Origin of the sequence: Paracoccus sp. (in: a-proteobacteria), assembly GCF_030538755.1 — a bacterium.
Lineage (GTDB): Bacteria > Pseudomonadota > Alphaproteobacteria > Rhodobacterales > Rhodobacteraceae > Paracoccus.
The window spans coordinates 172,244-185,426 of the sequence record NZ_JAUNTJ010000002.1; the positions used below are offsets into that span (position 1 = coordinate 172,244).

The window sequence follows — 13,183 nt, forward strand, 5'->3', positions numbered from 1 at the left end:
GTTACTGCCCTTCCTGCGCGGCCGGGGCCTCGGCCTCGGCTTCGGCGGCACCCTGCGGCGGGGTATCCTCGACGATCTGCACATCGGCGCCCGGCGCGATCTTTTGAAAGCCCGAGGTGATGATCTGGTCGCCCGCATTCAGGCCGGACGTCACCGCCCAGTTGTTGCCCGATGAGGTCAGCACGGTCAGATCGCGCACGACGACCTTGCCATCTTCGACCACCCAGGCATTCGCCGCGCCGGTGCGGTCGCGCATGACGGCGTTCTGCGGCACCAGATAGGTGCCGTTCATCGTGGCCTGCGGCATGTCCACCTCGACATACAGGCCCGGCAGCAGCAGATGCTCGGGGTTGGGGATGGTGATGCGCAGGGTAATCATGCCGGTGGTGGGTTCGACCTGCGGTTCCGCGGCCTCCAGCCGGCCCTTGTGGGTATAGGTGCCGCCGGTGGGCAGGATCAGCGTGGCTTCGGTTTCCGGCAGTTCGCCGGATTTGCCGCTGTCCTGCCAGCGCAGCAGATCGTTGGCCGATTGGGTCACGTCCACATAAATCGGGTCCAGCGCGCGGATGGTGGCCAGCGCGGTGGCCTGCTGCGCGCTGACCAGAGCGCCGGTCGTGGTCTGCGACAGGCCGATGACCCCGGCGATGGGGGCGCGGATCGTGGTGCGGTCAAGGTCGATTTCCGCGCTCATCAGCTGGGCCTGCGACAGTTGCAGGGCGGCATTGGCGGCGTCGCGGCTGGCCACGGCGCTGTCGCGGGCCTGCGCCGACCCGGTGCGGTTGCGATACAGCGTTTCGGCCCGCTCCAGTTCGCGCACCGACAGGTCGTAATTGGCCTGTGCCTGCGCCACGGCGGCACGGGCGGCGGCCACGGCGGCGCTGTAGGTGTCGTCCTCGATCTTATACAGCGGCTGCCCGGCCTCGACGCGCGCGCCTTCGCCGAACAGGCGTTCGCGGATGATGCCCGACACCTGCGGGCGCACCTCGGCCACGGTGGATGCCTGAATCCGGCCCGGCAGGCGGGTGGTCAGGGTGAAATCCTCGGGCTTTGCGGTGACGGTGGTGACGGTCGGCAGAGGGGCCTGCTGGGCATATGCGGATACCGGCAGCAGCAAGGCGGCAACGGCCAGAGCTTTGGTCAAATGGTTTTGCATGGGGGTCTCGGATTAAAGCAATCAGGGAGAGGGGGGATGCCCGGCGGGCAGGTCATTCGATGGTCGGGGCAGGGGGCGCGGACGCCCGGCTGCGCGTTATGTCATCCGGGGGCGGCTGGTGGCGGCATCGGCTGATGGGCGGCGCGCAGCATTGCAATCTGCGCCCGCAACAGTTTGCCACCTGTTTCGGCCAAAGGAAAGGCGCGATCGGATCGCAGCCATTCGCGTAACAGCCCGTCCATAGCTGCCATCAGCAGCACGGCGGCCTCTTTCGTGGTGAAATCGGGGCGCAACTGGCCCCGGCTCTGCACCTGTTCGATGATGCGGTTCAGCAGCGCAAAGACCGCGGATTTGTCCTTGGTCAGCCAGTCCGCTGTCGTGGCGTCGCGGCTGCACCCCGAGGTAATCCAGAACATGCGCTGCGTGCTGAGATCAGCCTCGAAGATCATCAGCGCGTCCTGCCCGGCCTGTTCCAGCAGGCCCATCGGGTCGGGATGCGCGGTTGCGGCGGCATGTTGCAGCATTGCGCGCTGCGGCAGCTCGCTGCGGGCGGACAGGGCCTGCAACAGATCGGTCTTGTCGCGGAAATGCCAGTAGAACGCCCCGCGCGTGACACCCGCCGCGCGCGAGATGGATTCCAGCGTCGCACCGTCGATGCCCTGCGCGCAGAACAGTTCCTCGGCCGCGTCCAGAATCGCGGCTCGGGTCTGTTCGGCATCGTCCTTGGTGCGGCGCATGATGAATCCTTTCAGCGCGGCCTTTCAAACATTCGCGCGTGTATGTAAAGGGGGCATGAGGTTGAGCGGCGCAAAAAGAACCGCGCACCGCCCGGCCCGGCTTTGCCGGAATGCGGTTTCGGGTTGCGGCAGGGTGGGCGGAACCGCAGTCTTTTTTGCGGCGGCGCCCTTGTGTGCCGACTGCAAATAAGGCAACTCGCCGGGTATCATGGCAGAACCGGCACAAGACACCAGCCGCGGCGCGGCGATCACCTTTGACGGCGTGGGCAAGACCTTTGCAGGCGGCGCAACGGCGCTGCATGATGCGACGCTGCATGTCGAACCGGGCGCGATCTGCGGCATCATCGGGCGATCCGGCGCGGGCAAATCGACCTTGCTGCGCATGGTCAACGGGCTGGAGCGTCCGACCAGCGGCACCGTGACCGTGGGCGGGCGCGATGTGGGCGCGGCACGCGGCGGCGATCTGCGCGCGATCCGGCGGCAGGTCGGGATGATTTTCCAGCATTTCAACCTGCTGGCCTCGCGGTCGGTGGCGGGCAATATCGCGCTGCCACTGGAAATCGCCGGGGTGCCGGATGGCGAAATCCGCCCGCGTGTGGCGGAACTGATCGAACAGGTGGGGCTGAACGCGCTGGCCGACCGTTACCCGGCGCAACTGTCGGGCGGGCAGAAACAGCGCGTCGGCATTGCCCGTGCGCTGGCCACCCGCCCGCGCGTGCTGTTGTCGGACGAGGCGACTTCGGCGCTGGACCCGGAAACCACGCAGACGGTGCTGGCCTTGCTGCGCGAGATCAACCGCGATCTTGGGCTGACGATCCTGCTGATTACCCACGAAATGGCGGTGGTGCGTGACATCGCCAGCCATGTGGCGGTGATTGACGGCGGGCGTATCGTGGAAAGCGGGCCGACCTATGACGTGTTCGTGCGCCCGCAGCACGCCACCACACAGTCGTTCCTGTCCGCCGTCACCGGCATTCGCCTGCCCGAATTCATCGCCAGCCGTATGCTGCCGGATCGTCCGGCCACGGGGGGCGAGGAAATCATCCGCGTGACCTTTGCCGGTGTGCATGCCACCGATCCGATGCTGGCGCGGCTGACCGGGCAGATGGGCATCGGCGTCAACATTCTGGCTGGCGCGATCGAGGAAATCGGCCCGCATCCCTTTGGTAACCTGCTGATCGCCGTCGATGCCGCCCGTGCGCCCGAGGCGCGGGGCTTTCTGGAACAACACGGCCTGCTGACCGAGGTGCTTGGCTATGTCGGCTAATCTGATCGCGCTGCTGATGACCGCCACATGGCAGACCGTTTACATGGTCGCCATATCGGCCCTGCTGGGCACGCTGATCGGCCTGCCGTTGGGGGTGTTTCTGGCCACCTCGCAGCGGGGCGAGCTGTTGTCGGCGCCATGGGTGAACAAGGTGCTGGGGCTGGTGGTGAACGCCGCCCGCTCGGTTCCGTTCATCATCCTGGTGGTGGCGATCATCCCGTTTACGCGGGCGATTGTCGGCACATCCATTGGAACCAACGCGGCTATCGTGCCGCTGACCATCGCCGCCGCGCCCTTTATCGCCCGGCTGATCGAAAACGCCATCCGCGAGGTGGACGCCGGTCTGATCGAGGCTGCCCGCGCCATGGGGGCGACGCCGGTGCAGATCATCCGCAAGGTTCTGCTGCGCGAGGCATTGCCGGGCATCACGCTGGGACTGACGCTGGCAGTGGTGTCGCTGATCGGCTATTCCGCCATGGTCGGTGCCGTTGGCGGTGAAGGCCTGGGCGATCTGGGCATCCGCTATGGCTATCAGCGGTTCATGCCGGATGTGATGCTGACCGTTGTGGTGATCCTGATCGTGATGGTGCAACTGGTGCAATCCATCGGCGAATGGATCGCCGCCCGCGTGGACAAGCGCGCCCCCAAGGGCCACTGATTTTCGCAGAAGAAGGAGAGACTGACATGCTGCGACTGACCACTTTCGTTTCCGCCATCGCACTGTTGGCAGCCGCCGCGATGGCCACCGACATCACCGTGGGCGTATCCCCCGGCGAGCATGGCGAGATCATGGAAGAAGTCGCCAAGGTCGCTGCCCCCAAGGGGCTGAACATCCGCGTGATCGAGTTTTCTGATTACGTCGTCCCCAATCAGGCGCTGGCCGATGGCGATCTGAGCGCCAACAGCTTCCAGCACCGGCCCTATCTGGAAAACCAGATCAATGACCGCGGCTTTGATCTGGTCGAGGTCGGCACCACCATCACCACGCCGATGGGGGTCTATTCCAGCAAGATTCAGGATCTGGCCGATCTGCCCGAGGGCGGGCGCGTTGCCATTCCGAACGACCCGACCAACGGCGGGCGCGCGCTGCTGGTGCTGCAACAGAAAGGCGTGCTGAAGCTGGCCGAGGGCACCGGCCTTGTCCCCAGCCCGCTGGATGTGACCGAAAACCCGAAAAACCTGCGCTTTATGGAGTTGGACGCCGCGCAACTGCCGCGCGCGCTGGCCGATGCGGATGTTGCCGTCATCAACACCAACTATGCGCTGGCCTCGGGGCTGAACCCCAAGGATGACGCCATCGCGATGGAAGAAAACAGCCCCTATGTGAACATCATCGTGGTCAAGAACGGCACGCAGGACGAACCCTGGGTCCAGCAACTGGTCGAGGCCTATCACAGCCCCGAGGTCAAAGCCTTTATCGAGGAAAAATACGACGGCGCGGTTCTGCCAAGCTGGTAATCGGCGCGGGGCCGCCCAAAGGCCGGGGGTTTCACACCCCCGGACCCCCGTGGGATATTTTTCGGACCAAAGATGAGGTCGGGCGTTTGTTAGGGGCATCGGGTTTTTCCTGAGCCTTTTTGCCCGGTAGGATATTGAGAGAGCAAGGATGCCTTTGAACCCGGCAGATGAGCGGTTGGCGCGGGTTTTGCCCGAGGGGGTTCTGCGCGAGGTCTCGCCCGGCTATCTGGACGAGCCGCGCGGGCGGTATCTGGGGCAGGCCGGTCTGGTGGCCGCGCCGCGTGATCCGGGCGAGGTGGCGGCGGTGATCCGGGCCTGTGCGGCGGCGCGGGTGGCGGTGGTGCCGCGTGGGGGCGGCACCGGGCTGGTTGGCGGGCAGGTGATGCCGGATGGCCCGGCACCTTTGATCCTGTCGCTGGAACGGATGGCGGCTGTGCGGGCGGTTTACCCTGACGAGGGGGTTTTGCTGGCCGAGGCCGGTGTCACCTTGCAGGCTGCCCGTGATGCGGCGGCGGGGGTGGGGATGCAGTTTCCGCTGTCGCTGGCCTCGCAGGGGACGGCGCAGATTGGCGGGGTGCTGTCCACCAATGCGGGAGGGGTGAACGTGCTGCGTTATGGTTCCGCCCGCGCGCTGTGTCTGGGGGTCGAGGCGGTTTTGCCCGATGGCACGCCGATGCGCGATCTGCGGCGGCTGCGCAAGGATAACACCGGTTATGCCATCCGCGATCTGCTGATCGGGGCCGAGGGCAGTCTGGGCATCATCACCGCCGCCAGTCTGGTGCTGGCCCCGGTGCCTGCTGAAACCGGCGTTGCGATGCTGGTCGTTGAAAGCCCGCAGGCTGCGCTGCGTCTGCTGGCTTTGGCGCAGGCGCGGATGGCGGGTGGGGTCACGGCGTTTGAACTGATCGGCGGGCAGGGCTTGCGCTTTTTGGCCGAGGTTCTGCCGGATATTCGCCAGCCCTTTCCCCAACCGCCCGACTGGTCGGTGCTGATCGAGGTGGGGTTGCCGGCCGGGTTAAGCGCCGCCGACGCGCTGGAGGGGCTGTTCGGCGAGGCCGCCGAAGCCGGGCTGGTCAGCGACGGGGTGATCGCGCAATCAGGCGCGCAGGCGGCTGATCTGTGGACCCTGCGCGAACATATCCCCGACGCCAACCGCCGTATCGGTGCGATTGCCAGCCATGACATCAGCCTGCCGCTGACCGAGGTGGCCGGGTTTATCCGCGATGCAGGCGATTGGTTGGCCGGGCAGGGGGATATGCGGGTGAATTGCTTTGGTCATCTGGGCGATGGCAACCTGCATTACAACCTGTTCCCCGCACCGGGGCGGCGGCGCGAGGATTACGATCAGCAGCGCGCGGGCCTGTCGCGGCATCTGCATCAGATGGTGGTCGAGCGCGGCGGCTCGTTTTCCGCGGAACATGGCGTCGGGCGGCTGAAGGTGGCGGATCTGGCGCATTGGGGTGATCCGGGGCGGCTGGCGGCGATGCGCGCCATCAAGGCCGCGCTGGACCCGCAGGGAATCATGAATCCGGGCGCGGTTCTGGGCTGAACATTTGTTCAGGCGGCACCTGCTGCCGATTGCGCGGGGTAGGGGTAACTATCGCAACAGAGGGTGTTTTCATCGCAATTTCGTCAATTCATGCGGATGGCGATTGCCTTTGTGCGGCCATCGGCGTCAGTGATAACGGCATTAACACTGGTGGAGTATGTGATGGGTTACGCAATCCGAATGGGTGTCGTTGCGATGGTCGCCGTGCTGGCAGGTTGTGGCGGTGGTGGCAGCAGCAGTTCCTCGCCGTCTGGCGATCCGTCGCGGGTGTCGTTTGACGCCATGCGCAATGGGCTGCTGGCGCTGGATCAAGAGTTGGCGCAGGCCAATTCCGTCATAGCCCCGACGCAGGGCCGGGCAACCTATAACGGCTATATGAGCGGTGGCCGCAGCGCGGATATGGCGCTGAACGACCCGGAATTTGCCAGCCGGGTGCAGTTGAGGGCCAATTTCGACCGTCAGACCATGGACGGGCGCTTTTATCAGTTCGCTGACAAGGACAACAATTCGGTGCAAGGCGAACTGACGCTGAGCGATGGCCAGATCGACGGTCGCCGGTTCGAGGCCGATGTGGCCGGGCGTCTGACCGACAGCAACGGCACGCGCATCCGTGTCAGCGGCGAAACCGACGGCGGCTTTTATGGGGCGGGGGCTGCGGCTGTCGTGGGTTCGCTGGTCGTCAGCGATGTAGATCATCCCGATTCCGGGCTGATCGGCGCCTATATCGCCAGGAAATAATGCAGATCGGCGGAATGGGCGGCGCGGATGGCACCGCCCGTATCGCTTAACCGCCGTCAAAGCTGGTCAGGGCGTGGACCTCGATGCCCAATGCCTCCAGCCGGGCGCGTCCGCCCAGATCGGGCAGGTCGATGACAAAGGCGCAGCCGACGATTTCCGCCCCAAGACGCTGGCACAGGGTGATCCCGGCCTCGGCGGTGCCGCCGGTGGCCAGCAGGTCATCGACGATCAGCACCTTTTCGCCGGGCTTGATGGCGTCGTCATGCACCTCCATCACGGCTTCGCCGTATTCCAGCGCGTAAGCCTGCGAAATGACGGTGCCGGGCAGCTTGCCCTTTTTGCGGATCGGGACAAAGCCGGTGGACATCTGATGCGCCACCGCGCCGCCCAGGATAAAGCCCCGCGCCTCTAGCCCCGCCACCTTGTCTATGCGCAGGCCGGCATAGGGGTGCAGCAACTGGTCGATGGCCATGCGAAAGCCCCGCGCGTCGGCAAACAGCGTGGTGACATCGCGAAAGACGATCCCCTCGTGCGGGAAATCGACGATGGTGCGGATATAGTCGCGGACGGTGCGGCTCATGGGCGGTCCTGTTCAAATGTGTCGTGGACGGTGGCGTAATCCTTATAGCCAAGCCGCGCCACCCATCCCGGACCGCGCAGGTCAAAACGACCGTCGATGATGCAGTCATCACGCAGATGCACGCCGGTGACGACGCCGAATACGGCGAAATTCGCCTCGCCCGCCAGCCGGATGATCTGGGTCAGGCGGCATTCCAGCGCGGCGGCGGCCCCGGCCACGCGCGGGGCGTTGATGGTGGTGCAATTTGCGGTGGTGATGCCGCAGGCGTCGAACTCGCTGGTTCCGGCGGGCAGCGCGGCCGAGGTGGCGTTGATCGCCTGCGCCATGCTGCCATCGCCGATATTGACGCAAAACACCCCGGTTTCCGCGATCTGGGCCACGCTGTCCTTGGTGCCGCGGCGGTCGTCCTTGGCCCCGGTCGAGGCAAACATCACCTGCGGCGGCACATAGGCCACGGCGTTGAAAAAGGAATAGGGCGCCAGATTGTCGCCCGCAGGCCCGCGCGTGGAAATCCAGCCGATGGGGCGGGGGGCGATGATCGCGTTGAGCGGGTTATGCGGCAGGCCGTGGCCCGTTTCGGGTCTGTAGAACATGGGGATCAACCTTTGGCTTTGACGCAACCTGCCATCAGGGCGCGGCTTGTGCAATGCGCCCTTGCATCCCCCGGCTTGCATGGTATCCGGCCCCGCACCAGCCAGAGGTCCGATGTTCGAAATCTGTCCCGAAACCGATCAGGATACGCCCGAGGTCGAGGCGCTTTATGACCTGTGTTTCGCACCGGGGCGGACGGCGCTGTCGTCCTATCGCCTGCGCGACGGCGTGCCCAAGGTGGCGGACCTGTGCCTTGTGCTGCGCGATTCGGCGAACATTCTGCTGGCGGCGATCCGGTTCTGGCCGGTGCGTGTGGGCGGGCGGGCCACGCTGCTGCTTGGCCCCATCGCCGTCCACCCCACCGCCCAGGGCGAGGGGCTGGGCGCGATCCTGATGCGCGATTCGCTGGACCGGGCGCGCCGTCTGGGCTGGGGCCGGGTGCTGCTGGTGGGGGATGCGCCCTATTACGCGCGCTTTGGCTTTACCCGGCTGGATGGGGTTGAGATGCCGCCGCCCACCAACCCCGACCGCGTGCTGGGGCTGGCCTTGCAGCCCGGTGCCTGGGACGGCATTTCGGGCGCCGTCACCCGCGAAGAACCGGGCGGTGTGCTGGCAGGGCTGGCAGAACTGGCCCGCGGTTCCCATATCGGTTCAGCCTGCGTCGAGGTCGCAGGTGCCAGGGATGGGAAAGATGACCGCACAAAATCAGGTGGTTCTGCCGCCGATCAATGATCCGACCGTTCACGCCGCGATCCAGCGGCTGGCCCGCCGCTATGTTGATGCGGGCGGTATGGGGATGGAGATCCTGCAATCCATCGGCACCAGCGCCGAAGGGCTGATCGCCCGGCTGCCTGCTCCGGTGCGCAAGCGGATGGACCGGATCACATCGGCGGCGCTGACGCGGGCCTTTGACGCCGCCGCCGGGTCGCGCCGGGTGGTGCGCGACCGGGGTGACTGGTTCAACCGCTTTGCCTCGGCCGTCAGCGGTGCAGCAGGTGGCGTGGGTGGGCTGGCCGGGGCGGTGGTCGAAACGCCGGTCACGGTCACGCTGCTGTCGCGCGCCATTCTGGAAATCGCCGCCGAACACGGCTTTGACCCCGAAGACCAAACCATCCGCGCCGAGGCGCTGCGCGTCTTTGCCGCAGCCGGACCGATCGCCGCCGATGACGCCACCGATCTGGGCCTGCTGGCCGCCAAGCTGTCGGTGACAGGGCAGACCATTCAGGGCCTGATCGCCCGCGTCGCCCCGCGCCTGTCCGCCGTGCTGGGGCAGAAACTGGCGGCGCAGGCGGTGCCGGTGCTGGGGGCCTTTGCCGGGGCCAGCATCAACTACACCTTCACCCGCTATTATCAGGAACTGGCGCGGGTGCATTTCGGCACCCTGCGTCTGGCACAGGAAAGCGGTATCCCGAAAGAGGCGCTGAACGAACGGCTGCGGCTGGCGATCCTGTCCCTGCAAGACCGTCAGCGGACAGTGCGCCGGGCCTGACGGCGCGCCCGCGCTCACCCTCATACGTCGCGCCTGCGGCCTCGTTCCGCCATGCGTATTTATGACAAACAGGAAACGGCGGGCTTCCTGTTTGCCCAAATACGCACCTTTGGGCACAAGATCTTTACGGCAGCGCGGGGTTAGCCATCGGCACCCTGCGCCTCTAGCGACAGGGCTGCTGCTGTTGCGGTCAGGTCCGTGGTGTCCAGCGCGCCCGAGGGGCGGGCCAGCCGGGATTGTGTGATCCACAGCAGGCGGTTTTGTGCGCGGGTGATGGCCACATAGGTCAGGCGTTTCCACAATGGCAGGTCGGCCTCGGTCCGGTTCGACCATGCAGCGGCGGCGATGTCGGGGCCGAAGACCTGCACATCGGGCCATTGCGAGCCTTGCGCCTTGTGGATCGTGATTGCCGCCCCGTGCAGAAAAGCCGCGCCCATGCGGGCGGCATAGGGGATGAAGGGTTCCTCGATGTCGGGCATCTCGATCTTGACGATGCTGGCGACCGATACGCGCGGGTCTTCGGCCCCGATGACGTGCAGGCGGGAAAAGCCCGGCTTGCTGCCCGGTCCCAGATAGACCACCTGCGCGCCTTTGATAAGGCCGCGTGCCTCGAGGTCGATGCGTTTCTTGCGGTGTTTCAGCGGCAGTTCCAGCCCGTCGCAGATCAGCGGTTCGCCGGGCAGCAGGGCATCGCCCGGCGCGCCATGGACGGTGCGAAAGGCGTGGATCAGGCGGATGCGGGTGGCGTTGCGCCAGACCAGCACCGGGCTGCGCGCCATCAGGTCGGATTCGACCCGTTCCGCCCAGACCACGCGCGGATCGCGGGCGGCGGCATCGCGCACCATTGCCTCGAAGGCGCGGAAATCCAGTGCCGGATCGGCCAGCGCATGGGCCAGATCAAGGATCGGGCTGTCATCCGCCTGCCGGTGAATGCGGTTCAGGATCAGCCGCTGCGGCGCGGCCAGCTTGTCAAAGACCATCTGCCCCGACTGCCCCACCGGGGCCAGCTGCGCCGGGTCGCCGAACAGCACCAGCAGCGGGAAAATCTCGCGCAGGTCGTCGAACTGGCGGTCGTCCAGCATCGAGGCTTCGTCGATCAGGCCAACGTCCAGCCCGTCTTCGCGCCGTTTCCAGCCCTTGATGAAATCCGACCCGCGCAGGCCCGCCGCCGCCAGTGCGCCGGGGATCGAGGCGTGCTGATCGTAGAATGCCTTGGCACGGTCCAGCGCCTCGTCCGTCAGGCTTTCGATCTTGGGGCGGGTGCCCTCGCCCGCCAGCCATTCGGCGATGCGTTCATATTCGGGGTCGTAAACCGGCGTATAAAGGATGCGATGGATCGTCGTGGCCGGCACGCCGCGTGTGCGCAGCACGAAGGCGGCCTTGTTGGTGGGGGCCAGCACGGCCAGCGTGCGGCGGTCCTTGCGGCGGCGGCCTTCGTAATCGCCGCTGACCAGTTCGACCCCGGCATCGCGCAGGGCGCGGGTGATGCCTGCCAGCAGCATCGTTTTACCCGAACCGGCCTTGCCGATCACCGCCATGACCCGCCCCTTGCCGGGCTGGGGCGGCAGGATTTCTTCGGCCGTCAGGTCGATGCCGGCCTGGGCAAAGGCTTCGGCCAGGGCATCCCAGGCTTCGGCCTGATCGGGGGAAAGGGCGGGAAGGGTCATGCGCCCCCCATAGCGCGGGCGGCGGTGAAAGCGAAGGGGGCAGATGCCGCGCAAAGGCGGGATTCCCCTTGCCGCCCCGTTGTGGCATAGTCGGCGCAAAACAAGAACCCGAGCAGACATGAGCCAGCGTTTCCCCCTGTCATCCGTGATCTTTTTTCTGGTGGTCGTCGCACTGGGCCTGTATTTTGCCTTTGCTGCCGTGCAAGGCCCATCCGGCATCCTGCGCCGCGTCCAGATCGAGGCGGAAACCGCCGAACTGGCCGAGGAACGCGACCGCCTGCGCGCCGAAGTCAGCGAGATGCAGAACCTGACCCGGCGTCTGTCCGATGAATATCTGGATCTGGACCTGCTGGACGAACGCGCCCGCGCCGTGCTGGGCTTTGTCCGCGGGGATGAGGCGGTGATCCGCTAGGCTGCGTCCGCCGCCGCCTGCCATGCGCGTTCGGCCCAGAGGGTCAGACGGTCGTCATCCTCGGCCACATGGGCGGGGATGGCCCAAAAGGATGTCAGCGCCTGCGTCTTGCCCCGGCTGACATATTCCAGCGGCTGCGATCCGGCGGATTCGAACTCGGCGCGCGTGTGGTCATCGACCTTGAGGTAAAGCTCGCCCTGCCAGGCGATGGCAAAGACATGCCCGCCGCGCCAGATGCCGACGCCGCCGAACAGCGGGCGGCTGGTCAGGGCCGCCCAATCCGACAGCCGGTCGATATATTCATCGGCTACGGCCTGCGCCTGCTGCAAACGCTGTGACATGCTGCCTCACTGTGTTGATGGGGCAGTCTGCCATCTCGGCCCTTGCGGCGCAATGCGACCTTGCGCGCACACAAGCCGCATTGCAGGCGCTTTTGTGATGGGTTAACCAATGGTTTAACGCTGAACTATTCCGCCAGCCCTAAAGGAGGAGCCTGCATGGCCCGGAAACCCGCCGCCGCAAAGACAGCGCAATCCAACACATCCGCAGAAGAATTGCTGACCTATTACCGCGATATGCTTTTGATCCGCCGATTCGAGGAAAAGGCGGGCCAGTTGTATGGCATGGGCCTGATCGGGGGGTTCTGCCATCTGTATATCGGGCAGGAAGCCGTCGTCGTCGGTCTTGAGGCCACCACGAAAGAGGGCGATAAGCGCATTACCAGCTATCGCGACCATGGTCATATGCTGGCCTGTGGCATGTCCGCGCGCGGCGTCATGGCCGAACTGACCGGGCGCGAGGGCGGCTATTCCAAAGGCAAGGGCGGCAGCATGCACATGTTCAGCCGCGAAAAGCATTTCTACGGCGGCCACGGCATCGTGGCGGCGCAGGTGCCGCTGGGGGCCGGTCTGGCCTTTGCCGACAAATACCTGGGCAATGACAACGTGACTTTCGCCTATTTCGGCGACGGCGCGGCGAACCAGGGGCAGGTCTATGAAACCTACAACATGGCCGAGCTGTGGGAGCTGCCGGTGATTTTCGTCATAGAAAACAACCAGTATGCCATGGGCACCAGCGTCAAACGCTCGACCAAATCGACGACGCTGTTCGGGCGCGGCGAGGCGTTCGGCATTCCCGGCGAACAGGTCGATGGCATGGACGTGCTGGCCGTCAAGGCGGCGGGCGAAAAGGCCGTGGCGCATTGCCGCGCTGGCAAGGGGCCGTATATCCTTGAGGTGATGACCTATCGCTATCGCGGGCACTCGATGTCGGACCCGGCGAAATACCGCACCCGCGAAGAAGTGCAGAAAATGCGCGACGAACGCGACGCCATCGAACATGTGCGCACCATGCTGCTGCAAGGCGGCCACGCAACCGAAGATGACCTGAAATCCATCGACAAGGAAATCAAGGACATCGTGAACGATTCCGCCGAATTCGCCAAGGAAAGCCCGGAACCGGCCGAAAGCGAATTGTGGACTGACATTTATGCCAGCGATCTGCCGCAAGGCAGCGCCGAAGAAAACGCCTGAGGGGAGGGCT

Annotated in this window: 15 protein-coding genes; 9 read left to right on the top strand and 6 right to left on the bottom strand. The window is 65.6% G+C overall.

Translation table 11 applies throughout. From position 1 onward, the window contains the following. Window position 1: 1 nt before the first annotated feature. Both Q4G14_RS01940 and Q4G14_RS01945 read right to left on the bottom strand, forming a co-directional pair. On the bottom strand, window positions 2–1,141 hold the full coding sequence (locus tag Q4G14_RS01940) for an efflux RND transporter periplasmic adaptor subunit (RefSeq protein WP_303360033.1): 1,140 nt from the start codon (window positions 1,139–1,141) through the stop codon (window positions 2–4). Window positions 1,142–1,254: 113 nt separating this feature from the next. After that, complete coding sequence (locus tag Q4G14_RS01945) at window positions 1,255–1,890, bottom strand: TetR family transcriptional regulator (protein WP_303360034.1); 636 nt, start codon at window positions 1,888–1,890, stop codon at window positions 1,255–1,257. A 208-nt stretch (window positions 1,891–2,098) separates the two neighbouring features. Here Q4G14_RS01945 and Q4G14_RS01950 point away from each other — a divergent pair, with 208 nt between their 5' ends. The 5 genes from Q4G14_RS01950 to Q4G14_RS01970 all read left to right on the top strand — a co-directional run bounded on the left by Q4G14_RS01950 (window position 2,099) and on the right by Q4G14_RS01970 (window position 6,902). Further along, window positions 2,099–3,157, top strand: coding sequence for a methionine ABC transporter ATP-binding protein (locus Q4G14_RS01950; RefSeq protein WP_303360035.1), 1,059 nt, complete (start codon window positions 2,099–2,101; stop codon window positions 3,155–3,157). Further along, complete coding sequence (locus Q4G14_RS01955) at window positions 3,147–3,815, top strand: methionine ABC transporter permease (protein WP_303360036.1); 669 nt, start codon at window positions 3,147–3,149, stop codon at window positions 3,813–3,815. The genes Q4G14_RS01950 and Q4G14_RS01955 overlap by 11 nt, the downstream gene beginning before the upstream one ends. Window positions 3,816–3,841: 26 nt before the next feature. Continuing rightward, window positions 3,842–4,615 (top strand): MetQ/NlpA family ABC transporter substrate-binding protein, encoded by a 774-nt coding sequence (locus Q4G14_RS01960; protein ID WP_303360037.1) that lies wholly within the window; start codon window positions 3,842–3,844, stop codon window positions 4,613–4,615. 148 nt (window positions 4,616–4,763) lie between these two features. After that, entirely contained in the window at window positions 4,764–6,164 is a 1,401-nt protein-coding gene (locus Q4G14_RS01965; protein ID WP_303360038.1) for an FAD-binding oxidoreductase, read from the top strand. A 180-nt stretch (window positions 6,165–6,344) separates the two neighbouring features. Continuing rightward, a complete protein-coding gene (locus Q4G14_RS01970; RefSeq protein WP_303360039.1) occupies window positions 6,345–6,902 on the top strand; it encodes a transferrin-binding protein-like solute binding protein in 558 nt (185 codons plus the stop codon). Window positions 6,903–6,948: 46 nt separating this feature from the next. On the opposite strand, the gene Q4G14_RS01975 is transcribed toward Q4G14_RS01970, so the two are convergent. Next, entirely contained in the window at window positions 6,949–7,482 is a 534-nt protein-coding gene (locus Q4G14_RS01975; RefSeq protein WP_303360040.1) for an adenine phosphoribosyltransferase, read from the bottom strand. Then, entirely contained in the window at window positions 7,479–8,075 is a 597-nt protein-coding gene (locus tag Q4G14_RS01980) for a flavin reductase family protein (protein WP_303360041.1), read from the bottom strand. The genes Q4G14_RS01975 and Q4G14_RS01980 overlap by 4 nt, the downstream gene beginning before the upstream one ends. Before the next feature lie 112 nt (window positions 8,076–8,187). On the opposite strand from Q4G14_RS01980, the gene Q4G14_RS01985 reads away from it, so the two are divergent. Both Q4G14_RS01985 and Q4G14_RS01990 read left to right on the top strand, forming a co-directional pair. Next, a complete protein-coding gene (locus tag Q4G14_RS01985; RefSeq protein WP_303360042.1) occupies window positions 8,188–8,805 on the top strand; it encodes a GNAT family N-acetyltransferase in 618 nt (205 codons plus the stop codon). Next, entirely contained in the window at window positions 8,765–9,562 is a 798-nt protein-coding gene (locus Q4G14_RS01990; protein WP_303360043.1) for an EcsC family protein, read from the top strand. Before Q4G14_RS01985 ends, Q4G14_RS01990 begins: the two co-directional genes overlap by 41 nt. 140 nt (window positions 9,563–9,702) lie before the next feature. On the opposite strand, the gene Q4G14_RS01995 is transcribed toward Q4G14_RS01990, so the two are convergent. After that, window positions 9,703–11,229 (bottom strand): ATP-dependent RecD-like DNA helicase, encoded by a 1,527-nt coding sequence (locus tag Q4G14_RS01995; RefSeq protein WP_303360044.1) that lies wholly within the window; start codon window positions 11,227–11,229, stop codon window positions 9,703–9,705. 118 nt (window positions 11,230–11,347) lie between these two features. Between Q4G14_RS01995 and Q4G14_RS02000 the strand changes: the two genes are divergently transcribed. Next, window positions 11,348–11,641 carry a septum formation initiator family protein gene (locus Q4G14_RS02000; RefSeq protein ID WP_303360045.1) on the top strand — a complete coding sequence of 98 codons (294 nt, stop codon included), beginning with the start codon at window positions 11,348–11,350 and terminating at the stop codon, window positions 11,639–11,641. Here the strand turns inward: Q4G14_RS02000 and Q4G14_RS02005 are convergent. After that, window positions 11,638–11,982: a TfoX/Sxy family protein gene (locus Q4G14_RS02005; protein WP_303360046.1), complete on the bottom strand. Its 345-nt coding sequence runs from the start codon at window positions 11,980–11,982 to the stop codon at window positions 11,638–11,640. The two genes, Q4G14_RS02000 and Q4G14_RS02005, sit on opposite strands and share 4 nt — an antisense overlap. Before the next feature lie 156 nt (window positions 11,983–12,138). Here Q4G14_RS02005 and pdhA point away from each other — a divergent pair, with 156 nt between their 5' ends. Continuing rightward, a complete protein-coding gene (gene pdhA / locus Q4G14_RS02010) occupies window positions 12,139–13,173 on the top strand; it encodes a pyruvate dehydrogenase (acetyl-transferring) E1 component subunit alpha (protein WP_303360047.1) in 1,035 nt (344 codons plus the stop codon). Window positions 13,174–13,183 lie beyond the last annotated feature (10 nt).